Raw genomic sequence first — 23,305 nt, forward strand, 5'->3', positions numbered from 1 at the left:
CAGCTTCTTACATAGCAGTATGCCCTTTAGAGGATTTCATTTTTTAAACTAAGTGAAGGCTCTGGTTTCCCAGGAACTTCATGGCAGTGACGACATCTCGCTTCATAGGCTTCATCAGCCCCCACTAGAATAATTTCATCTTCGTAATGAGCTGGTTCACCATCAATGAGGCGCTGCGTTCTTGAAGCAGGGGAACCGCAGTCCGGGCAAACCGCTTGCAGCTTAGTCACGTCTTCTGCCAAAGCCATCAGCCTCATCACCTGGGTAAATGGCTCTCCTCTAAAATCCTGGTCCAGACCGGCAAGAACCACTCTAATTCCACTGTCAGCAAGCTCCTGTGCGACTTCCACAATGTCAGCATCAAAAAATTGGGTTTCATCAATAGCGACCATTTGAATGTCTTCCTCAAGTCCGTCCAAAATATCTTTTGACCGAGCAACAGCAATTGCCCGCACCTTTGTGCCATTATGAGAAACAACTTCCTCTTCACTATAACGGTTATCCAAGGCAGGTTTAAACACCGCTACATTCAGCTTTCCAAACAAAGCCAGTCTGATTCTGCGGATCAGCTCCTCAGACTTTCCTGAAAACATACTTCCGCAAATGACCTCTATCCAGCCTTCCTTTCTCACCACGTACATTGCCTTCCCCCACCTTATATTTATTGGTTTACCTAGTGTACCCCAGTTTTCCCTGCGTTCAGTCTCTGAAAAAGAAGTGATCTCGTTTAACGCTTCTTATGTAAATGCTTTTCTGGATCTTTCCAGGCAAGCAGAGTGTATTAATTTGTTTGTGTTATCTTCTCCTGCATAAAGCATCCTCGTCATCAGACTCTTTCACAAGGTGTACGTGACATAAGAAGTCCGATTCTAATGAAAAGTAGCTTTCTGCACAAGCAACTGAATTCAAGCAATAAAAAAACAGGCAAGCGGCGTTCCCTTGCCTGTTACAAGCTTAACATACCACGAAGTAAAAATTACTTCATGTTATATTTCTTCTTAAATTTATCAATTCTTCCACCAGCTTCAGCATTCTTCTGACGGCCAGTGTAGAATGGGTGGGAATCAGAGCTGATTTCCACTTTGATTAGAGGATAAGTGTTGCCGTCCTCCCACTCGATAGTTTCGCTTGATCCTTTAGTAGAACCAGTTAGAAACTTAAAACCAGTGCTTGTATCCATAAAAACAACTTCTCTGTATTCTGGATGAATAGCTTCTCTCATTTTTTTCACTCCTTCCGCCCTGAACTTATATATATCAGAGTCTTTGTTCACACATAAAAGAATTATATCAAGGTGTCTTTTTTTTTTCAACTCTTTTTAAAAATGCTGGCAAGGAAATTACCTTTACCTTAACTTTTTCCTGCCGCAACTCCCTTTGCTTTCTCTTTTTCCATCTCTTCAAAGAATTCATCATTCGTCTTTGTTTTCTTGATCCTCTTAATAAAGTGATCAACAAAATCTGGTGAATCGTTCATTGTTTTCCGGATTGCCCAAAGATTTTCAAGCTGTTCTTTTGAAACGAGCAGCTCTTCTTTCCGAGTGCTGGAGCGGCGGATATCAATAGATGGGAAGATTCGGCGTTCCGCAAGGCGTCTGTCAAGGTGAAGCTCCATGTTTCCTGTTCCTTTGAATTCTTCATAAATAACATCATCCATACGGGAGCCTGTCTCCACAAGAGCTGTAGCCAGAATCGTTAAGCTTCCGCCTTCTTCAATGTTTCGCGCTGCTCCAAAGAAACGTTTAGGACGATGGAAGGCAGCCGGGTCAATCCCCCCGGAAAGAGTTCTTCCGCTTGGAGGGATAACAAGGTTATAGGCACGAGCAAGACGAGTGATGCTGTCCATTAAAATGACAACGTCTTTCTTGTGCTCTACCAGGCGCATCGCTCTTTCAAGCACAAGTTCAGCAACTTTTATGTGGTTTTCCGGTACCTCATCAAAAGTGGAGCTGACAACATCTCCCTTCACAGAGCGCTCTATATCAGTAACTTCCTCGGGACGTTCATCAATTAAAAGAACAATCAGTTCAGAATTAGGATGATTTTCGGCTATACTGTTTGCCACTTCCTTTAAGAGGGACGTTTTCCCCGCTTTTGGAGGAGCCACAATGAGCCCACGCTGCCCGAAGCCGACAGGTGTAATTAAATCAATAATGCGGGCAGAAATTCTTCCCGGTTTGGTTTCAAGAGTCATTTTTTCCTGAGGATACAGTGGAGTTAAAGCTGGAAAATATGGACGTTCTTTCGCTGTATCAGGATCTTCACCGTTTACCGCATTTACTTGCAGGAGGCCGTGATACCTTTCCGTATCCTTTGGCGGCCGCACCTTCCCTGACACCTTGTCCCCGTTTCGCAAATCAAAACGGCGGATCTGGGAAGCGGAAATATATATATCCTCAGAGCTTGGCAGGTAATTGATCGGACGTAGGAAACCATAGCCTTCGGATTGAATAATCTCAAGTACGCCTTCCATAAACATGAATCCGTCTTTTTCTGCCTGTCCTTTTAAAATGGCAAAAATAAGTTCTTTTTTAGTCAGTTTGCTGTAGTAAGAGACATTATATTCCCTGGCTAAACCGTATAATTCACGGAGTGTCATACTTTCTAATTGACCTAAATTTACATTCAAAGATGTCACCACTTTTCTACATATTTGTACTGCTTTTATCTACCAAATAAACCTCTATAACACAATCTGCTTTTCAATAGAGTTTTGGAAATGTCTCAATGGAGAGGGGTAGAAATTCATTTACCTGTTTGGTTATTTCATTTATTTCCTGTTATGGACATAAGAGGTGTAAACGAAGAGAATAATAGGAAGAAAGAAGTCTTCACTTGATTAGTAAAGTCTTATTTATTGTAAACGGAATCATCGGCTTCTTCAAGAGGAAAGAAAGGAAAAGAATGCCGAAAGCCGTCAAGGGCCTCCGACATTCCCGTATTTAAGGTTTAAGGACGGATCACAAAATCTGGTTTCTTTTTCACGTTATGCTTTCCATCGACAAAACGAACTGTTCCTGAACGGGCGCGCATAACAAGAGACTGAGTCGTAGCTTTGACCCCTTTGTAATGAACTCCTTTTAACAGCTCTCCGTCAGTCACGCCTGTCGCTGCAAAAATACAATCATCACCGCCGACAAGGTCCTCCATCATGAGTACTTTGTTGACATCTTCAATCCCCATTTTCTTACAGCGTTCAAGCTCCTCATCATTTTGCGGGAGAAGCCTTCCTTGGTGTTCACCGCCTAGGCATTTCAGCCCGACTGCCGCTAGAACTCCCTCAGGGGCTCCGCCGGATCCCAGCATAATATCCACACCTGTTTCATCAAAGGCTGTATTAATTGCCCCGGCTACATCTCCGTCATGAATAAGCTTGATTCGTGCTCCTGCGTCACGTACTTCCTGAATAATCTTCTTATGTCTATCCCGGTCGAGGATTGTAACAACCACATCCTCTACATCTTTTCCTTTTGCCTGGGCTACTGCTTTTAAGTTATCAATGACAGGAGCATCAAGGCTTACTTTTCCAACTGCTTCAGGTCCGACAGCAATCTTTTCCATGTACATGTCAGGGGCGTGGAGCAGGTTGCCGTGATCAGCAACAGCGATGACTGCAAGTGCATTCCAGAGACCTGCAGCAACAATGTTGGTTCCTTCAAGAGGGTCTACTGCTACATCGACACGCGGCCCAAATCCTGTACCGAGCTTTTCCCCAATATAAAGCATGGGGGCTTCATCCATTTCCCCTTCCCCGATAACCACTGTTCCTTTCATCGGGATCGTATCGAATACATCTCTCATGGAGCTTGTGGCTGCATCATCGGCTTCTTCTTTTTTCCCTCTTCCCATCCACCGGGCAGATGCAAGCGCTGCTGCTTCAGTAACACGAACTAATTCCATTGACAAACTTCTTTCCATAGCGATTCCTCTCCTTTTCCCACACAATTTCTTTCTGGTTAATTCGTATGTAAAATCTTTTCTTTATTTATTCGCCGTTTAATTCCTTTTCCCCTGTTAAAAAAGCGAAGGAAGAAAAATGGTCCTTTTCAGGCTCTGCTTTGAGCTTCTTTCAGTTTCATGTGAAACACTTTGCCTTGCTCGCTTCTTTATAAAAAGAGAAGGCCTCTTTTTCAGAGGTCCTGTCTCTTTTTTTCGGCTTATTATGAGCTTTTGACCTGCTCTGCTTCTTCTTCTGTCAGTCCTTCTCTCCATACCTTGGCGCCCAGGGAGAGGAGTTTTGATTCCAGATCTTCATATCCTCTGTCAATATGCTCAAGCCCTGTTATTTCCGTTATCCCTTCGGCCATAAGGCCGGCAATCACCAGTGCAGCTCCCGCACGAAGATCGCTTGCCTTTACCCGTGCTCCTTGCAGGCGGGTTTTTCCGTTAATTAATGCAGAACGGCCTTCCACCTTGATATCAGCGCCCATTCTCCGCAGTTCGTCAACATGCTTAAAGCGCGCATTATAAATCGTATCCGTTACAATGCTGGTACCTTGAGCCTTTGTTAAAAGAGAAGTAATAGGCTGCTGGAGGTCCGTGGGAAATCCCGGATGAACAAGTGTTTTAATATCTACACTTTTCAACTTAGGGGAAGAACGGATTAACAGCTGGTCGTCGCCTACGTCGATTTGAACGCCCATCTCCCTAAGCTTGGCAATTAAGGATTCTAGATGATCCGGAATCACATTATCAATGATGACCTCGCTGCCTTTTGCTGCTGCCGCAATGATGTAAGTCCCTGCTTCTATCCGGTCTGGAATAATAGGATGGGCACAGCCATGAAGGCTTTCCACCCCATCAATGCGGATCACATTCGTGCCAGCTCCTTTGATCCTGGCCCCCATGCTTGTAAGCAATGTAGCCACGTCAATAATCTCAGGTTCTTTTGCAGCGTTTTCAATAATCGTCCTGCCTTCAGCCCTGACAGCAGCAAGCATAATATTAATTGTCGCTCCTACACTGACAACGTCAAGGTAAATCCTTGCTCCCGTCAGTTTATCTGCCCGCAGGTATATGGCCCCGTGCTCATTGGTTACTCTTGCCCCTAATGCTTCAAAGCCTTTGATGTGCTGGTCAATAGGACGAGGACCCAGGTTACAGCCACCTGGAAGTCCTATCGCTGCTCTTTTAAACTTGCCCAGCATAGCACCCATCATATAGTAAGAAGCTCTGAGCCGCTTCACCCGTCCATTAGGAAGCGGCATAGGAATCACACCGGCCGGGTTCACGGTCATTACCTGATTTTCATAGGACACTTCAGCCCCGATATCTTCTAAAAGGTCAGCTAATATTTCCACATCCGAGATGCGAGGGAGGTTATCAATCTTTACCGTAGAGTCAGCCAGGATAGCTGCAGGAATCAATGCCACAGCACTATTTTTCGCACCGCTTATATGTATTTTCCCGTTTAAAGGATATCCTCCCTCAACCATCAACTTCTCCATGTATGCTCACTTCCTCATAAATATTCTAGTTGCAGGCCGCCGTTTATACGAACTCTTTATTTTCTTTTTTTACCTAGTATTGACAACCATACCATGTAAAAGACAAAAACAACTACAACTTTCCAGAAAAATTTAAACGAAGGCGCCCTGCCCTTGAAAGGAAAGCAGCTGGAGAAAGGGTTTCGGCTATTTCTGCTGCTTATCCCAGTCAGCTAAGAACTTCTCAATGCCCTGGTCCGTAAGGGGATGTTGTGCGAGCTGAGAAATCACTTTCAACGGCACAGTTGAAATGTGTGCTCCTCTGGCTGCAGCTTCAGAAACGTGTAACGGGTGACGCACAGAGGCCGCTATTATCTGGGTTTCAATTCCGTGCAAATCGAAAATTTCTGAAATCTGACTAATTAAATCAAGACCATTATGGCCAATATCATCAAGACGGCCAAGGAAAGGTGACACATACGTAGCTCCGGCTCTGGCAGCAAGAAGCGCCTGCACAGACGAAAATACAAGCGTTACATTTGTCTTAATTCCTTCGTCAGAGAACGCTTTAACCGCTTTCAAACCTTCCATTGTCATAGGAACCTTTACAGTAATGTTTGGAGCAATCGCAGCAAGCTCACGGCCTTCCTTAATCATCCCTTCCGCTTCAAGGGAAATAACTTCCGCACTTACAGATCCTTTTACAATTTCAGTAATTTGGCGGAGACGGTCATGAAAATCAACGCCTTCTTTTGCTACTAAGCTGGGATTCGTTGTTACTCCGTCCAAAACTCCAAGCTCATGAGCTTCTTTAATCTCATCTAAGTTAGCTGTATCAATAAAAAATCTCATTTCGCTTTTCCCCCATTTTCTCAATGTACATCAATTTGTACAGAAGTCTGAAGGGGCGCCGAGGCCCCTGCCAGACCAACTGTCAATCAAGCATGCTCTTTGTCAATTACGCTTTGTTGGAAGAGCCAAACTCGCGCATTTTGCCTTTGACGGTTTCTTTAATGGCATCGCGTGCCGGTCCCATGTATTTACGAGGATCATACAGCTCAGGCTTCTCATCCAATACTTCACGCACAGCTTTGGCGGAAGCAATTTGGCTTTCGGTATTTACGTTGATCTTCGCATGGCCGTAACCAATCGCTTTTTGAATGTCTTTTGTCGGGATGCCTGTCCCGCCGTGAAGCACGAGAGGCACTCCTACAAGCCCGGAAATCTTCTTCATATGGTCAAACCCAAGGTTAGGCTCGCCTTTGTATGGCCCGTGTACAGATCCCAGAGCAGGAGCAAAGCAGTCGACATTTGTTTCACGGACAAGCTCTTCGCACTCTTCCGGAATGGCATACGCTGCTTCCGCATCATCAACGATGAGATCATCTTCCTGCCCGCCAATGCGGCCAAGCTCAGCTTCTACGGAAACTCCTACAGCGTGAGCGACATCAACCACACGCTTTGTCAGCGCGATGTTTTCAGCAAGCGGGTAGTGGGAACCATCGATCATGACAGACGTAAAGCCTGCGTGGATCGCTTCTACACACTTTTCAAAGCTTGACCCATGGTCAAGGTGAATCGCAACAGGGACAGTCACGTTATAGGCTTCCATCAGGGTTTTCACCATGTCAACAACAGGCTTAAATCCGCCCATGTAACGAGCTGCTCCCTCGGACACGCCGCAGATCAGCGGGGATTGCTCCTCTTCTGCAGCTTGCAGGATTGCTTGAGTAAACTCAAGGTTATTCAGGTTATACTGACCGACAGCATACCCTTCTGCTTTTGCTTTATCAAGCATTTCTTTCATTGATACCAAAGGCATGACAAAATCCTCCTTATAAACATTGAGAAATTAGGATGTCTTTTCTAATGGAGCGCAAACAGGGACACGCCCTTTCATGTACAGACATTCCAGGACGGGTTCATTAAATATGAGGAAAGTGCCTATATGTATAGGGCGGTGCATGTGGGTCTCCATTAACATCTTTGGTTATTATACCACATGACTAGGGATTTTCATCCATATAAGGCTGAAAGAATCTCACCGCCTGTCAATCTCATCAGGAAGAAGGCAGATATTCCTTTATCGATTCTCTCAGTTCTTCAATATCAAAAGGTTTGGCAATGTGCGTCAGGGCACCGAGACTTTTGGCATCCTGAATCATGCTCAGCTCCCCGTAAGCAGTCATCATCACCACACGTATGCTCTGGTCTTTTTCTTTGAGACGCCTTAATATTTCAATGCCATCCATCCCTGGGATTTTCATATCTAAAAGAACAAGGTCCGGCTTCTCTTTTTCGGCCAGTTCAAGTGCCTGCATGCCGTTTGCGGCCTGGAACACTTCATACCCGTCTTTATGGAGTATTTCTTTTAACAATACTCGAATACCGTACTGATCATCGACGATAAGTATCTTTGGCATACTTTATCTCTCCTTTTACTAGGTTTTTAAACATTCGTCGACTGCATCTACTCTCTCCCTTTTCCCCTTTAAATATAATTCCACTTATTTGACAAATTACCTTTTTATTTTCAAATAAACTTTCCCCTGTTTTCATTTCGACCTCTTTCCGGCACAATATAACTCATAACTCATAGGAGGATTTGATGTATGTTAAAAATCTTTTCAACACAGCTTCAAGGCTTATTTCGAAAAATAACCGACCAGCAGGAGGAAGCACTAGAAAACAGCGCGAGATTGCTGGCACAAGCCTTGGCAGGCGAAGGAAATATTTATATATTTGCTACCGAAAGAATGATAGGAGTCGCATACTCGGCCCTTTACAGCCAGGACGCTCCAGAGTCGGCAGCTCTCTTTCCCGGTAAGGAAAAGCTGTCTCCTTCTGATCGTGTGCTGATTATCAGCGAGAGTGACAGCAATCCTGAAGCCGTGAATGTTTTGGAAGCATGCCAGAACCAGAATGTTCCTGTAGTCAGCATTTCACCGCTCACCACCCCTGAAAGCCCATTGGAGCAAAGCAGCGACTTTCACGTTAATACGTTTGTCCAAGGAGGAGTCGTCCCTGATGATGCCGGGAACCGGGCAGGCCATCCAGAGCATCTCGTTTCCCTCTTTGCAGTTTTATCCTTGTTTCTGACACTCCATGAAATGCTTCTGGAGTTAGAGTAAGGCAGGAGGAATGGAAGCTTACAGGTGCTATCCTGTATGGCCATCCCCTTTAAAAGCTAAGCAAAAAGCCCGCTCCATGCTCCTAGGCACGGAAAGCGGGCTTTTCTCTTTATTTCTTGTTTTCAAGAGAAGCTTTAATAAATTCACGGAACAATGGCTGCGGGCGCGTAGGCCTTGAGGCAAACTCCGGGTGAAATTGAGAAGCAACAAAGTAAGGATGATCCTTAATCTCTACGATCTCCACAAGTCGTCCATCGGGGCTGGTCCCGCTGAATACAAACCCTGCTTTTTCAAGGGTGTCCCGATAAGAATTGTTAAATTCATAGCGATGACGGTGGCGTTCATACACAATTTCTTCCCCGTAAGCTCCTTTTGCATGAGAACCTTCAGTGAACTTACAAGGATACAGGCCAAGACGAAGCGTCCCTCCCATATCTTCTACATCCTTCTGCTCTGGGAGAAGATCAATAACTGGATGTTCAGTGTCCGGATCAATTTCTGCGGAATGAGCTCCTTCAAGGCCGGCAACATGGCGGGCAAATTCAACAGATGCAAGCTGCATTCCTAAGCAGATGCCCAGAAAAGGAACGGACTGTTCACGAGCATATTTAATTGCTGAGATTTTCCCTTCAATTCCACGGTCTCCGAACCCGCCTGGCACAATGATTCCATCTGCATCCTGAAGATGCTCCTTCACGTTTTCCTCTGTCAGTGCTTCTGAATCAACCCAGCGAATGTCTATGTCAGCATCGAAATTGTAGCCTGCATGCTTCAAGGATTCAGCTACAGACAAATAAGCATCGGGCAGTGAAACATATTTTCCGACCAGGGCAATCGTTGTTTTTTCAGAAAGGTTCTGCACTCTGTTAACGAGAGCCTTCCACTCTGTCATATCCGCTTCCTGACAATCCAGGTTTAAATACTGACAAGTCAGCTGATCAAGCTTCTGTTCCTGCAGGTCAAGAGGAACCTGATACAGCGTGTCGGCATCACGGGCTTCAATAACTGCTTCTTTATTAATGTCACAGAAAAGAGCAATCTTTTCTTTCATGTCTTGTGGCACCGGCTTTTCTGTACGCACCACAATAACGTTAGGCTGAATGCCAAGGCTTCTTAATTCCTTAACACTGTGCTGGGTCGGCTTGGACTTCATCTCTCCAGCTGCTGCAAGATAAGGAATTAATGTACAGTGGATGTACATTACATTTTCCACGCCTACATCACTTTTAATTTGGCGAATGGCTTCCAGGAAAGGAAGACTTTCGATGTCCCCTACTGTTCCGCCAATTTCAGTGATTACGACATCCGAATTCGTTTCCCGGCCCGCACGATAAATTCGTTCTTTTAATTCATTGGTAATGTGTGGAATAACCTGTACGGTTCCTCCTAAGTAGTCGCCGCGGCGTTCTTTGCGGATGACAGATGAATAGACTTTTCCTGTGGTCACATTGCTGTTTCTATTTAAATTAATGTCGATAAAGCGTTCATAGTGACCAAGGTCCAGATCTGTTTCGGCTCCATCTTCGGTCACAAACACTTCTCCATGCTGGTACGGACTCATTGTTCCTGGATCCACATTGATGTAGGGATCGAATTTTTGTATGGTAACGTTTAATCCTCTATTTTTTAATAAGCGGCCTAAAGATGCAGCTGTAATTCCTTTTCCTAAAGAAGAAACAACGCCTCCGGTTACAAAAATATATTTAGTTGACATGCTTTCATCTACTCCTTTTTCAAAATAAGTCCGTTAGCAGTGAGAGGGCTTTTCCTGCAAGCCCTGGGCCATTCCTGCATTTTCTATGGCCGCAAATATATATACTGAATTCTGTCTTTGTACATGGGGGTTACGATACTTCCTGCCAGTCTGCTGCCTTTTTAAAAAGGCCCTGTTTTCATTTTTACTTAAAAGCAAAATTTATATCCCCGGCATTGTATTGGTAATAAAAAAAACAAAAGTGACACCTCACCCATAGGAGGGGCGCACTTTTGTTTTAGTATCAAATTTCATCTTTTGCAAAATGTAATTTTCTAACCTTTTAAAGCCCAAAAATGATTTTACCGAGCGCCCTTTTAAAAGTCAAGAGCGGAAAAATAGAACCAATGAACTTTATTTTGCAAGCGTCACTTTTCTTAGCTGAACTGTCTTTGTACCTGAGTGTTCATAAGAAAAAGTCCACAAAAAAACTTAGTCTTCATCTCCGTCTTTGTGAGGGTACGGCTCTTCGCCTTCATCCTCAAAACGTCCGCCAAGATCGTCATCTTCTTCAAGATCTACGCCGCTTTCACTGTGAGAAAGCTCGTCCAGCTCATCTTCAAGGTCTTCAAGACCCTCATCATAATCCTCGAAATGATCAAAGCCGTCTTCGTGAGCTTTTCCTTTTCCGGAATCAGTCACTGTGTGGCTGAGGTCTTCATCTGTTTTATCAACAGGATACCATGCTTTGAGTCCCCAGTGGTTTTCACCAAGGTGGACAAAGCGTCCATCCAGGTTCATTGAAGTAAAAACTTTCGTCCGGCGCAATGCCTTCTCTTCTTCATTTAATCCTTTAACCTTTGCAATGGTGTCAATTAACTGAAGATAAGGGTAAGGTTTCTTTTCTTGCTCCAGTAACATGTGAGCCACTTCCACCGCTGCCATTTCTTCTACTTCTTCACGGGAATAATCGCGGATGCTCATGGAACAACACTTCCTTTCCAATTTTTTTCAGCCTTGCGGCTCATGCTCTTTCTTTCATGGTTTGAAAGGAAGAACTATTTAGAACTCTCTCTGAGTGACCTTCCCCTCTTGAGGCTGATCACTGATTGGAAATTCCCTTGCATGAAAAGGGAAGAAGAGAGTAAACCGTTAAAATCATACTTTCCATTATAAACACATTTCCCCTCTTTATGCTAGCAAGGAACAAAGATTTCAAGAAAAAAAGAAAGAGCTGGAAAAACTCCTCCCTAAACCTTTGACCACTCTACTCTTCTAGTCTTTCACTTTTAACCATTCTATAGTAAGGTACGGCCGTCAGCTATCTATTCTCTAGATTTGTAAGTCCCATTCTTTTGGCAAGCTTCTTTTAATTCAGAATATCCCTGTTAATGGCCTATGTTGATTTTATAAGTAATTTGATTGTAGATAAAAGGGCGAGACGCCTTCGGGAATAGCATTAGCCGAAGATCCCGCAGGGTGTTTACCCGAGGAAGCTGAGGCAATGCCCGAGGCATAGAAGACACCATGAATGGAATGAAGTGATGCATTCATGGATGTCGCACTTGTACCTTTAGGTGCAAGCGAGCCTCTTTTAACAAAAACAAACAACAAAAAGGGCTGGGTCCGTACCCGTAGCAGAGAAGACACCGTGCATGCGAGAAAAAGGAAGCTCGAACAGATCTGGGTGTTTAGGTGAAAGGGTGTGGATGTGTTTCATTTATATGGAATAAATAAAGAAATCCCGAACCACTGCAGTAAGTAGTCCGGGACTTCTTTCCATTCTTTTTTCGGTCTCTTCTTCCTTACATATTACGTCGATACTGCCCCCCTACCTCATATAAGGCGTGGGTAATCTGCCCAAGGCTCGCCACTTTCACTGTCTCCATCAGCTCTTCAAAGATGTTCCCGCCGCTTACCGCTGTCTCTTGAAGTCTTTTCAGCGCTTTTTCCCCTTCTTCTTTGTTCCTTTCCTGAAACGCCCGCAGGTTTTGAATCTGGCTTTCCTTTTCCTCCTTCGTTGCCCGGGCAAGTTCCATATCGAAGTCTTCATCTTCCTCATCTGCAGGGTTCAGGTACGTGTTTACCCCTATAATCGGAAGCTCCCCTGTGTGCTTTTTCATTTCATAATACATGGACTCTTCCTGGATTTTACCGCGCTGATACTGAGTTTCCATCGCGCCAAGTACGCCGCCTCTATCGTTGATCCGCTCCAGCTCCTGAAGCACTGCTTCCTCTACCAGCTCCGTCAGTTCCTCAATAATAAATGAACCCTGAAGGGAGTTTTCATTTTTTGCAAGCCCAAGCTCTTTACTGATAATCATTTGAATAGCCATGGCCCTTCTTACCGAACTCTCTGTAGGAGTAGTGACTGCTTCATCATAAGCATTCGTGTGCAGGGAGTTACAGTTATCATAGATAGCCATTAACGCTTGAAGTGTGGTACGTATATCATTGAAATCAATTTCCTGGGCATGCAATGAGCGTCCAGACGTCTGCACGTGATATTTCAGCTTCTGGCTCCGTTCATTGGCGTCATATTTATTTTTCATTACTGTTGACCAGATTCTTCTTGCAACACGGCCAATCACTGTATATTCCGGATCAAGGCCGTTACTGAAAAAGAAGGAAAGGTTCGGTGCAAAGTCGTCAATGTCCATTCCCCGGCTTAAATAGTACTCCACGTAGGTGAAAGCATTAGCCAGAGTAAAAGAAAGCTGACTGATAGGATTTGCCCCTGCTTCGGCAATATGGTAGCCCGAGATCGAAACGGAATAATAGTTTCGAACCTTCTTTGTAATAAAGTAGCTTTGGATGTCCCCCATCATTCTAAGTGCAAATTCTGTGGAGAAAATACATGTGTTCTGCCCTTGATCTTCCTTTAAAATGTCAGCCTGCACTGTTCCTCTTACGGTAGACAGGGCCCACTGTTTTATTTCTTCTGCTTCCTCGATGGTCGGACGCCGTCCGTGCTTTTCAGCAAAAAATTCGATCTGCTGGTCAATAGCCGTGTTCATAAACATAGCTAAAATAATTGGTGCCGGCCCGTTGATCGTCATAGACACGGAGGTAGTCGGCGCACAAAGGTCAAACCCGTCATAGAGCTTTTTCATGTCTTCCAATGTACATATGCTTACGCCGCTTTCCCCCACTTTTCCGTATATATCGGGCCGGTGGTCCGGGTCTTCTCCGTACAATGTAACAGAGTCAAAGGCTGTGCTTAGACGCTTGGCCTCATCGTCTTTTGATAAATAGTGGAAGCGGCGGTTTGTCCGTTCCGGTGTTCCTTCTCCAGCAAACTGTCTCTTAGGGTCTTCCCCTTTTCTCTTAAATGGAAAAACACCGGCTGTAAAAGGAAACTTGCCTGGAACATTTTCCTTCATGCTCCACTTTACAATTTCTCCCCAGTCCTTGTATTTTGGGAGAGCCACTTTGGGAATTTTCAGACCTGACAATGATTCGGTCTGAAGCTCGGTTACGATTTCTTTATCTCTGATTTTTGTAGTAAAGGTATCTTGTTTGTAGGAATCTTTAAAGTCTTCCCAGTTTCGTAAGAGCTTTCGTACATCTTTATCAAGGTCTTCTTCGATATCCTCATAGATGTTCTGCAGCTCTTTTATCATCTCTTCATTTGCTTCCTCCTGCTTCTTGAGCAAATCAATGGTTCCGGAAATCTGGAACAGCTTGCGGGCCAATTCAGACTGCTTTTCAGCATAAGCTTTATAATTTCTGACTGTCTGTACAATCTCCCTTAAATACGTAATCCGCTCAGGAGGAATAATTAAGTCTTTCTTTTTTGATTCCTTCGTTACATCAATAGCCGTTTCCCACTCTGTACCGCATTTTTTGTTTAATGCGTCAATTAAGGCAGCAAATAAAATATTAGTGCCCGGGTCATTAAATTGACTGGCTATTGTTCCGTAGACCGGCATTTCTTTTGTATCCTGCTCAAAAAGCATATGACTCCGCTGATATTGTTTACTTACATCACGCTTTGCATCCTCTGACCCTTTTCGGTCAAACTTGTTTACCGCAATTAAATCGGCAAAATCGATCATGTCAATCTTTTCGAGCTGAGAAGGGGAACCGAATTCACTTGTCATAACATACATGGACACATCAGAAACCTCTGTGATTTCAGCATCCCCCTGTCCGATCCCGCTTGTCTCAATAATGATTAAATCAAAGCCTGCAGCCTTAGCCACTTCAATAGCATCTACAATGCTGTTGGACATCTCCGTCTTTGAGCCCCGTGTGGCAAGGCTTCTCATATACACCCGTGAATGGTGTATAGAGTTCATCCGTATACGGTCCCCAAGAAGAGCTCCTCCCGTTTTCTGCTTAGTGGGGTCAATAGACAAAATCGCCACCGTTTTCTCAGGGAATTCACGTATGAAACGCCTGACCAGCTCATCGGTCAATGAGCTTTTCCCGGAACCTCCTGTTCCTGTAATTCCAAGCACCGGAGCATCCTTTGCTCCTGCAAGTCCTTTAAGCTCCTGCAAAGCTTTTTCCCATGCCTTTTTTGTTTCTCCTTCTGTTTCTACGACAGAAAGAAAACGAGCCACCGCCTGATCCCTTTTCTCCTTGATCTCTTCCATCCGCATGGTTGTATCCTGGATGGTAGGAAAATCGCATTCCTCAAGCATTTGACTAATCATTCCACGAAGCCCGAACGTTCTTCCATCCTCCGGAGAGAAAATACGGGCAATGCCATATTCATGAAGCTCCTTAATCTCTGGAGGGGTGATCACTCCGCCGCCTCCACCATAAATTCGAATATGGCCCGCTCCTTTTTCCTGTAACAGATCATAGCAATACTTAAAATATTCAATATGACCGCCCTGATAGGATGAGATAGCGATTCCTTGTACATCCTCTTGAATGGCTGCGTTTACAACTTCCTCTACTGAACGATTATGACCGAGATGTACAACTTCTGCCCCTCCTGCCTGCAAAAGCCTCCTCATGATGTTAATCGAGGCATCATGTCCATCAAACAGACTAGAAGCTGTCACAAAACGAACGTGATTCTTCGGTCGGTATAAATCCTCTTGTGCCATCTGCATGCCCTCTTTTCTTTTCAAAATATTAAGACATTTGTTCTGACACCACTCCACCGAGCAGCATCTTGATTTGGATATCGGTGTATTCCTTAAGAGTAAAGGAATGCTTTAGCGCCCAGCGCCTAAAGGTCCACATTTGTCCTTTTACCATTATATTATGAGCCATTAAGGTGGCTTCCTTATCTGAAATGGTCAGGACTCCGGGTTCCCTGCAGTCTTTTATCGCCTGTTCTATAATGGCCGTCATGGCCACTTCTTTTTTCAGGACGTAGGGAAGCGCCTCCTTAGGGAGAGATTTGACTTCCTGGTACATCACCAGCACTTCATCCTGCATTTCATCCATTACATTAAACAGAGAGGTTATGATTAACTTAAGTCGGTCAAGACCAACGGATTCTGTATCAATCAAGGAGTCAAGACGGGTCCTTACTTCTTCATACACTGAATCGCACACCAAATACAAAACGTCTTCCTTTGATCCAATATACTCGTACAGTGTTCCAATGCTGAAACCTGATTCCTTGGCAATTTCCCTGGTCGTGGTCCGATGATAACCTTTTTCCTTAAAAAGCGTGATAGCTCCTTGTATCATTTGCTCACGTCGATGTTTAATGAGCTGTTGATCCTTCACCATCGATGGCACTTTCTTTTTTTTCACCAGCACGACCTCCCCTTGATTTATAAGAAAGGGGTGCAGCTCATGAAAAGCTGCTCTCCCTCATATCTTTCACACCCAATTGGCTCCTGCACTCCCCGAAACGGTTTACCGTGCCGGCTCCTTTTTTTACTCAGATAAAAGCATTTTTGAAATAACAAGGCGCTGCACTTCATTGGTTCCTTCATAAATTTGTGTGATCTTGGCGTCACGCATGTACCTTTCAACCGGATATTCCTTTGTGTATCCGTAGCCCCCAAATACTTGAACTGCCTCTGTTGTTACTTCCATGGCTGTATCACCTGCAAAAAGCTTTGACATCGCAGATTCTTTGCCATAGGAAACTCCCTCACTTTCCCTCCAGGCAGCCTGATAGGTAAGAAGTCTAGAAGCCTCTATTTTTGTAGCCATATCTGCCAGCTTAAAAGAAATCCCCTGCATTTTTCCGATAGCCTGGCCGAATTGTTTTCTTTCTTTTGCATAGTCTGCCGCAGCATCAAGGGCTCCTTGAGCGATACCGACGGCCTGGGCTGCAATGCCGTTGCGCCCTCCATCGAGTGTGCTCATTGCTACTTTAAAGCCTTCCCCTTCTTTTCCGAGCATGTTTTCTTTTGGGACCCGGCAGTTTTCAAAAATAATTTCCGTGGTAGGAGATGAGCGAATCCCCAGTTTCTTTTCTTTTTTGCCTACTGAAAAACCAGGAAAATCTTTTTCTACAATAAATGCACTAATGCCTTTGTGCTTTTTCTCAGGACTTGTAATAGCAAAAACGATATAGATGTCAGCAATACCGCCGTTAGTAATAAAGATTTTAGAACCATTTAAAATATAATCGTCCCCGTCTTCCTCAGCAGTCGTCTTCATTGCTGCTGCATCTGACCCTGAACCGGGCTCCGTCAGTCCGTAAGCTCCCATTTTTGTTCCTTCCGCCATGGCCCGTAAGTATTTTTGTTTTTGTTCTTCTGTTCCGTATTTGTATACAGGCCAGCTTGCCAGAGACAAATGGGCAGACAACGTTACCCCTGTGGATGCACATACTCTTGATAATTCCTCCACTGCGATGACATAGCTGACATAATCTGCTCCAATCCCTCCGTATTCTTCGGGCCAAGGGATGCCTGTCAGGCCCAGCTCAGCCATTTTCTCAAAGATCTTCATATCAAAACGTTCTTCTTCGTCACGCTCTGCAGCCGTGGGAGCTACTTCCTTTTCAGCAAAATCCCTTACCATTTTTCTAATCATTTGCTGCTCTTCTGTTAATAAAAAGTTCATTTGTTATCTCTCCTTATTTATCCTGTGAAATGCACCTGCCCTGTCTGCTTCAAAAGCTGAGTGGAAAGTCATGACAGGCACATTCCCTGTTTCTTTTTTTACTGGTTCAGCAATGCTTTGCTAATGACAATTCTTTGGATTTCGCTCGTTCCCTCATATATTTCACAAACCTTGGCATCCCGGAAAAACCGTTCCGCTGGATATTCCTTTGTATAGCCATAGCCGCCAAATACTTGAACCCCTTCGATTGAAACGTTCATGGCAGCACGGGAGGCAAAAAGCTTAGCCATAGACGATTCCTTGCCGCTTGGTTTGTTTTTTGAAATCAGGCTGGCTGCCTGATACGTTAAAAGTCTAGCTGCTTCTACCTGTACCGCCATATCAGCCAGCTTAAAAGCAAGGCCCTGATGGGTTCCTATTAGCTTTCCAAACTGCTTGCGCTCTTTGGCGTATGCTTTCGCTCCTTCAAAGGCTCCTTCGGCGATCCCAAGAGACTGGGCGGCAATTCCGACACGCCCATTATTAAGATTAGCCATGGCAATACTAAAGCCTTCTCCTTCTTTACCGAGGCGGTTTTCCAAAGGCACTTGGCACTCTTCAAAAATTAACTCTGTTGTATTTGAACCATTAAGGCCCATCTTTTCTTCATGTTTTCCTACCTTCAGTCCTGGTGTGTTTTTCTCTACAACAAAGGCAGTAATGCCGTCTTTCCCTTTTTCCGGGCTGGTGGATGCAAATACGATATAAGTGTCAGCTGCCCCTCCGTTTGTGATAAACACTTTGCTTCCGTTTAGAGAATAATAATCTCCCTTTTGCACAGCCGAGGTTTTCAAACTGGCTGCGTCGCTTCCTGAACCAGGCTCCGTAAGTGCAAACGCCCCGAGATACTCTCCTGAAGCAAGCTTTGGCACATACTTTTGCTTTTGTTCTTCCGTCCCAAAGTAAAGAATAGGATTAGTTCCAACGGAGGTATGAACCGACAAAATGACCCCAACGGCCGGACTGACCTTTGACAATTCATGAATTGCGATCACATAAGAGGTAAAATCCATGGAGGCCCCGCCGTACCTCTCAGGAACTGGAATACCCATAAGACCCAGCTCAGCCATCTCTTTTATCAGTTCTGCCGGAAAACGTTTTTCCTCTTCCATCCTTTTTACTTCTCCCTGAACACGGTCCGCTGCAAATTCTCTGACCATTTTTCTCATCATTTGCTGCTCACTCGTAAATGTCAGCTCCATGACCGTCCTCCTTTGGCTTTTCATTTCAGAGAATTAATGGTATTGGTAGAAACCTCTTCCTGATTTCTTTCCAAGCCACCCAGCCTTCACATACTTTCTAAGAAGAGGACATGGTCTATATTTGTCATCTCCCAGTCCTTCATGAAGCGTTTCCATAATATACAGACATGTATCGAGCCCGATAAAGTCAGCAAGAGTTAAAGGTCCCATCGGATGGTTCATGCCAAGCTTCATCACTTCATCTATGGCTTCTGGCTCCGCTACACCTTCATAGACGGTGTAGATGGCCTCGTTAATCATAGGCAGCAGGATGCGATTGGACACAAACCCGGGAAAGTCGTTTACCTCTACCGGAACCTTCTTTAGAGCCTCGGCCGTGTTCTTTACGTTTTCAAATACCTCATCAGTCGTGGCCAGTCCCCTGATGATCTCGACAAGCTTCATGACTGGAACCGGATTCATGAAATGCATACCGATTACCTGTTCAGGCCTGTTGGTGGCAGCTGCAATCTCAGTAATCGGAAGAGAAGATGTATTCGTAGCCAAAATGGCATGCTCCGGCGCTAACCGGTCCAACGCAGCAAATATCTCCTTTTTTGTGTCCATATTCTCAATCGCTGCCTCAATAACCAGATCCACCTTTTGGGCATCGTCTAACTCGGTTGAGAGGTGGATATGAGCAAGTGCAGCTTCTTTTTGCTCCTCGGTCATTCTTTCTTTCTCTACTTGTCTTGATAGATTTTTTCGGATGACCGCTAATCCTTTTTCTACTCTCGCTGCATCAATATCGTTTAAATAAACGTGATATCCAGCTTCGGCATGTACCTGTGCGATGCCGGATCCCATTTGGCCTGCACCGACGACCATAATGTTTTGTATTTTCATATATACACACTTCCTCCTTGCCTCCTGGTCTTGTCAGATGATTGTTTTCTATTTCTTCTTATAAGATAAAAGCAATAGTGATTTGCCTTTTATACCTCTATTAAAACAGCGTCTCCCTGTCCGCCTCCGCTGCAAATAGCTGCGATGCCAAGACCTCCTCCTCTTTCTCTCAATTCATAGGCAAGAGTTAAAATAATTCTGGCTCCACTTGCTCCAATTGGATGGCCTAATGCTACGGCACCGCCATTTACGTTCACTTTTTCTGGAGACAGCCCTGCAATTTTGTTACTGGTTAAGGCCACTGCTGAGAAAGCCTCGTTAATTTCAAACAGCTTGATGTCATCCAGTCTTTTTCCTGTTTTCTTAAGAAGCTTTTGAATAACAAGACCAGGGGTCTTAGGAAAATTCTCTGCTTCCAAAGCGAGCGCTGTATGACCAACTATCGTTGCAAGCTTATTTAAGCCGGCCTCTTCTGCCTTCAGCTCTTCCATCAGCACCATTGCGCAAGCTCCGTCATTTACTCCAGGCGCATTCCCGGCAGTGATCGTTCCATCCTTGGAAAAAATAGAAGAAAGCTTTCTCATTTGTTCGATGCCAGCGTTTCTTCTAGGAGCTTCATCTTCTTCTACAACCAAATCTTCTCCTTTGCGCTGGGGAATGGTCACGCCGACAATTTCCTTTCTCAGCCTTCCATTGTCGGTTGCACTGACAGCTCTTTCATGGCTTCTCAGCGCCCATTCATCTTGCATTTCCCGGGAAATTTCATGCTGTTCCGCTACTGTGTTTCCATATACCCCCATGTGAACTCCCTGGAAAGAACATGTGAGACCATCATGAACCATGAGATCTTTCATGGGAGTATCACCCATTCTTGCTCCCCAGCGAGCTTTGGGCACTATGTACGGAGCATTGCTCATCGACTCCATTCCCCCGGCGATAATCATTGTACCGTCCCCTGATCTGATGATTTGATCAGCAGCTGTCACACTTCTCATCCCTGAAGCACAAACTTTGTTAATGGTTTCTGTTTCTACTTCCCAAGATAGACCGGCATGGCGAGATGCCTGTCTGGAAGGAAGCTGACCCTGCCCTCCTTGCAGGACGTTTCCCATGATTACTTCTTGAATGTCCTCTTTATTCACACCTGAACGTTCTACCGCTTCTTTAATGGCATACCCTCCAAGCTCTGACGCTGTTAATGCCTGCAACGCCCCGCCGAACTTTCCAAATGGTGTTCTTGCACCTTCTACAATTACTGTTCTTCTCATCAGAAATCACCCTTTCCTTTTCCTATCGAACGCTCGCTCATTATTTTCGGCTGCAAAAAAAGACGGTCACCCATTAGCAAAAAACCACCTCGTACCCTTTAGATGGTTCTTGTTTCTTCTGCAGTCCTCAATTTGCTGTTCAAGGATCTAATCTGAAAGCGCTTTCTTCTTACTATTAAATTATACAAAAAATTTAGAAAAATCAACCTTTTTTATTAAATAGCAAAATATTTATAGATAGTTTTCAAAGATAACGGGTCTTCCCCCGTATGCTCATTTATTTTTCAGAAAAAAGGGAGCATCTACTCTGCTCCCTTTTATACCTATCTTTCCGCTGCCGGCTGAGGTTCTTCTTCCTCATCACCAGCTGGTTTCGTTGGTCCAACCACAGATTGTTCAAGAATTTCAGCAATATCCAGTGTGGAAATATCATCTTCCACTTCCTTGGCCTTGGTCCCGTCACTCAGCATCGTCAGGCAGTACGGGCACCCGCTCCCAATCATGGACGGGCTCACTTCCATCGCCTGCTCTGTCCGGGCGACGTTCACCCGCTGCCCCGCTTCTTCTTCCATCCACATCATGCCGCCGCCGGCTCCGCAGCACATGCCGTCCTCACGGTTTCGTTCCATTTCCACGACCGTAAGGCCTGGAATGGCTTTTAAAATTTCTCTTGGAGGATCATACACGTCATTGTAGCGGCCCAGGTAACAGGAATCGTGGTACGTGATCGTTTCCTTGATTTCATGGGTCGGCTTCAGCTTGCCTTCCCGGACCAGCTCAGCGAGAAGCTCGGTATGATGATAGACTTCCACATCTTCTTCCAGTCCGAAGTCAGGATATTCATTTTTAAACGTGTTGTAGGCGTGAGGATCAATCGTGACGATCTTTTTTACGTCATTTTTCTGGAACGTGTCAATGTTTGCCGTCGCAAGCTCCTGAAACAGAAACTCGTTTCCAATCCGTCTTGGCGTGTCACCGGAGTTCTTTTCCTTGTTTCCTAGAATCGCAAACTTCACACCCGCTTCATTCATCAGTTTCGCAAAGGACTGGGCTATTTTTTGACTTCTCTTGTCATAGGAGCCCATGGATCCCACAAAGAACAGGTACTCAAACTCTTCCCCGCGTTTTTTCATTTCTTTGATCGTCGGCGCGTCGACATCGTCCCGGCTTTCCCGCCAGTTCTCACGCTCCTTGCGGTTAATCCCCCACGGGTTTCCCTGGCGCTCAATGTTCGTCATCGCACGCTGGGCTTCTGAGTCCATCTTACCTTCGGTTAAGACAAGGTAACGACGCATATCGATGATCTTATCGACGTGCTCATTCATCACCGGGCACTGGTCCTCACAGTTTCGGCATGTTGTACAGGCCCAAAGCTCTTCCTCCGTAATGACATCGCCAATCAGGTTCACCTGTTCAAAGGAAGCAGCCGCTTCTTCGGCTCCCTGGGAGGCAAGCTGGTTTCCTTTCGTATGGCTGAACGCGTAGGCTGGAAGCCACGGGGACTTGGAGGTGACGGCCGCGCCTTTCTCGGTGAGATGATCCCGCATTTTCAGAAGAAGATCCATCGGGGATAAGATCTTCCCGGTGCCCGTCGCCGGGCACATATTCGTGCAGCGCCCGCACTCCACACAGGCGTATAAGTCAAGCAGCTGTTTCTGGTTAAAGTTTTCAATGCGCCCGACCCCGAACTCTTCCTGGGACTCGTCTTCAAAATCAATCTTTGACAGCTGCCCCACCTTATTGGTGCGCCCGAACCAGACGTTTGCCGGTCCTGCGAGTAAGTGGGCGTGCTTGGACTGAGGCACATACACCAGGAAGGTCAGCAAAATGAGCAGGTGAACCCACCAGGCCACGTAGAAAATGGCTCCGGCCGCCGTGGCCGATAACGGGGAAAGGGCAGCTCCAATCACCGAAGCGATCGGCTCAAACCCGGTCAGGGATTTCCCCAGCCACACCATTTCGGCTCCTTTGGCGACCAGCTTTGACACCATCAGGCCGCCGATAAAAATCAGGACCAGTCCTGCTTTCCAATTTCGTTTCAGGCGGACAAGCTTTTCAATATAGCGGCGGTGAAAGGCCCAGACGACCGCCACCAGAATCATGACAACGACGGCTTCCTGAAACAACGTGAAAACAGGGTACACCGGACCCAGCGGGAGGTGGGACCCCGGATTCAGCCCTTTCCAAATCACATCAATGGCACTAAACTGAACAAGCAAAAAGCCGTAAAAGAACATGACATGAATGATGCCGCTTTTCTTGTCCTTGAGCAGTTTCTTCTGTCCGAAAACGTTTTCAACAATGGCGTTCCAACGCTCTTTTGCCGTATGTTCAAACTCAGCCTTCTTACCCATCTTGATATATTCATAACGAGTCAGCACCAGCCTGGCAAATAGAAAAAGTCCATAACCTACAACCAGCAGAAAAGCGATCCAGTTTACAATAAGAAACGTTTCCATACTTCCTCTCTCCTTTCCCCTGAGGGTCTTTCCTCCTGCCTGACAATCTGCGTCAAAAGCCTTTCCTGAAAGCTTTTCTTCTTGCCCGCCTGGTCATTCAGTGGATCGAATATTCTGTTTTATGGTCTAAGTATAACAAAAAAGTTAATGAATGAACATTCAGTCACTGAAAATTTTATATATTTTTTTAACCAATTACTTCCTTCATTG

General features: G+C 45.2%; 18 protein-coding genes. 1 reads left to right on the forward strand and 17 read right to left on the reverse strand.

Going from position 1 to position 23,305, the window contains the following annotated elements:
- Window positions 1–26: 26 nt before the first annotated feature.
- The 8 genes from ACFPU1_RS01885 to ACFPU1_RS01920 form a co-directional block, all read right to left on the reverse strand.
- Complete coding sequence (locus tag ACFPU1_RS01885) at window positions 27–641, reverse strand: thymidine kinase (RefSeq protein ID WP_385937907.1); 615 nt, start codon at window positions 639–641, stop codon at window positions 27–29.
- A gap of 335 nt (window positions 642–976) precedes the next feature.
- Entirely contained in the window at window positions 977–1,222 is a 246-nt protein-coding gene (locus ACFPU1_RS01890) for a type B 50S ribosomal protein L31 (protein ID WP_054637055.1), read from the reverse strand.
- A 128-nt stretch (window positions 1,223–1,350) separates the two neighbouring features.
- Entirely contained in the window at window positions 1,351–2,628 is a 1,278-nt protein-coding gene (gene rho / locus ACFPU1_RS01895) for a transcription termination factor Rho (RefSeq protein WP_100400405.1), read from the reverse strand.
- A 320-nt stretch (window positions 2,629–2,948) separates the two neighbouring features.
- On the reverse strand, window positions 2,949–3,917 hold the full coding sequence (gene glpX, locus ACFPU1_RS01900; RefSeq protein WP_100400406.1) for a class II fructose-bisphosphatase: 969 nt from the start codon (window positions 3,915–3,917) through the stop codon (window positions 2,949–2,951).
- 242 nt (window positions 3,918–4,159) lie between these two features.
- Entirely contained in the window at window positions 4,160–5,446 is a 1,287-nt protein-coding gene (locus ACFPU1_RS01905; protein ID WP_385937912.1) for a UDP-N-acetylglucosamine 1-carboxyvinyltransferase, read from the reverse strand.
- 186 nt (window positions 5,447–5,632) lie between these two features.
- Window positions 5,633–6,277, reverse strand: coding sequence for a fructose-6-phosphate aldolase (gene fsa, locus ACFPU1_RS01910; protein WP_385937915.1), 645 nt, complete (start codon window positions 6,275–6,277; stop codon window positions 5,633–5,635).
- A gap of 106 nt (window positions 6,278–6,383) precedes the next feature.
- A complete protein-coding gene (fba, locus tag ACFPU1_RS01915) occupies window positions 6,384–7,247 on the reverse strand; it encodes a class II fructose-1,6-bisphosphate aldolase (RefSeq protein ID WP_054637054.1) in 864 nt (287 codons plus the stop codon).
- A gap of 238 nt (window positions 7,248–7,485) precedes the next feature.
- Window positions 7,486–7,848 (reverse strand): response regulator, encoded by a 363-nt coding sequence (locus ACFPU1_RS01920; RefSeq protein ID WP_100400409.1) that lies wholly within the window; start codon window positions 7,846–7,848, stop codon window positions 7,486–7,488.
- 189 nt (window positions 7,849–8,037) lie between these two features.
- On the opposite strand from ACFPU1_RS01920, the gene ACFPU1_RS01925 reads away from it, so the two are divergent.
- Window positions 8,038–8,556 (forward strand): DUF2529 family protein, encoded by a 519-nt coding sequence (locus ACFPU1_RS01925; RefSeq protein WP_385937919.1) that lies wholly within the window; start codon window positions 8,038–8,040, stop codon window positions 8,554–8,556.
- 109 nt (window positions 8,557–8,665) lie between these two features.
- On the opposite strand, the gene ACFPU1_RS01930 is transcribed toward ACFPU1_RS01925, so the two are convergent.
- The 9 genes from ACFPU1_RS01930 to ACFPU1_RS01970 all read right to left on the reverse strand — a co-directional run bounded on the left by ACFPU1_RS01930 (window position 8,666) and on the right by ACFPU1_RS01970 (window position 23,095).
- Window positions 8,666–10,270, reverse strand: a complete 1,605-nt coding sequence (locus ACFPU1_RS01930; RefSeq protein WP_385937922.1) for a CTP synthase — start codon at window positions 10,268–10,270, stop codon at window positions 8,666–8,668.
- A 471-nt stretch (window positions 10,271–10,741) separates the two neighbouring features.
- Window positions 10,742–11,233 carry a DNA-directed RNA polymerase subunit delta gene (rpoE, locus tag ACFPU1_RS01935; protein WP_385937925.1) on the reverse strand — a complete coding sequence of 164 codons (492 nt, stop codon included), beginning with the start codon at window positions 11,231–11,233 and terminating at the stop codon, window positions 10,742–10,744.
- An 821-nt stretch (window positions 11,234–12,054) separates the two neighbouring features.
- A complete protein-coding gene (gene icmF, locus ACFPU1_RS01940; protein ID WP_385937928.1) occupies window positions 12,055–15,312 on the reverse strand; it encodes a fused isobutyryl-CoA mutase/GTPase IcmF in 3,258 nt (1,085 codons plus the stop codon).
- Window positions 15,313–15,340: 28 nt separating this feature from the next.
- Window positions 15,341–15,973, reverse strand: coding sequence for a TetR/AcrR family transcriptional regulator (locus ACFPU1_RS01945; RefSeq protein ID WP_054637051.1), 633 nt, complete (start codon window positions 15,971–15,973; stop codon window positions 15,341–15,343).
- Window positions 15,974–16,099: 126 nt separating this feature from the next.
- Window positions 16,100–17,242, reverse strand: coding sequence for an acyl-CoA dehydrogenase (locus ACFPU1_RS01950; protein WP_385937932.1), 1,143 nt, complete (start codon window positions 17,240–17,242; stop codon window positions 16,100–16,102).
- A gap of 98 nt (window positions 17,243–17,340) precedes the next feature.
- Complete coding sequence (locus ACFPU1_RS01955) at window positions 17,341–18,483, reverse strand: acyl-CoA dehydrogenase (protein WP_385937935.1); 1,143 nt, start codon at window positions 18,481–18,483, stop codon at window positions 17,341–17,343.
- Window positions 18,484–18,516: 33 nt separating this feature from the next.
- Window positions 18,517–19,368, reverse strand: coding sequence for a 3-hydroxybutyryl-CoA dehydrogenase (locus ACFPU1_RS01960; RefSeq protein WP_385937938.1), 852 nt, complete (start codon window positions 19,366–19,368; stop codon window positions 18,517–18,519).
- 89 nt (window positions 19,369–19,457) lie between these two features.
- Window positions 19,458–20,636, reverse strand: a complete 1,179-nt coding sequence (locus tag ACFPU1_RS01965; RefSeq protein ID WP_385937941.1) for an acetyl-CoA C-acetyltransferase — start codon at window positions 20,634–20,636, stop codon at window positions 19,458–19,460.
- Window positions 20,637–20,959: 323 nt separating this feature from the next.
- Window positions 20,960–23,095, reverse strand: coding sequence for a heterodisulfide reductase-related iron-sulfur binding cluster (locus tag ACFPU1_RS01970; protein ID WP_385937944.1), 2,136 nt, complete (start codon window positions 23,093–23,095; stop codon window positions 20,960–20,962).
- Window positions 23,096–23,305: the final 210 nt, after the last annotated feature.

Origin of the sequence: Thalassorhabdus alkalitolerans (assembly GCF_042656525.1) — a bacterium.
Classification (GTDB): domain Bacteria; phylum Bacillota; class Bacilli; order Bacillales; family Marinococcaceae; genus Thalassorhabdus; species Thalassorhabdus alkalitolerans.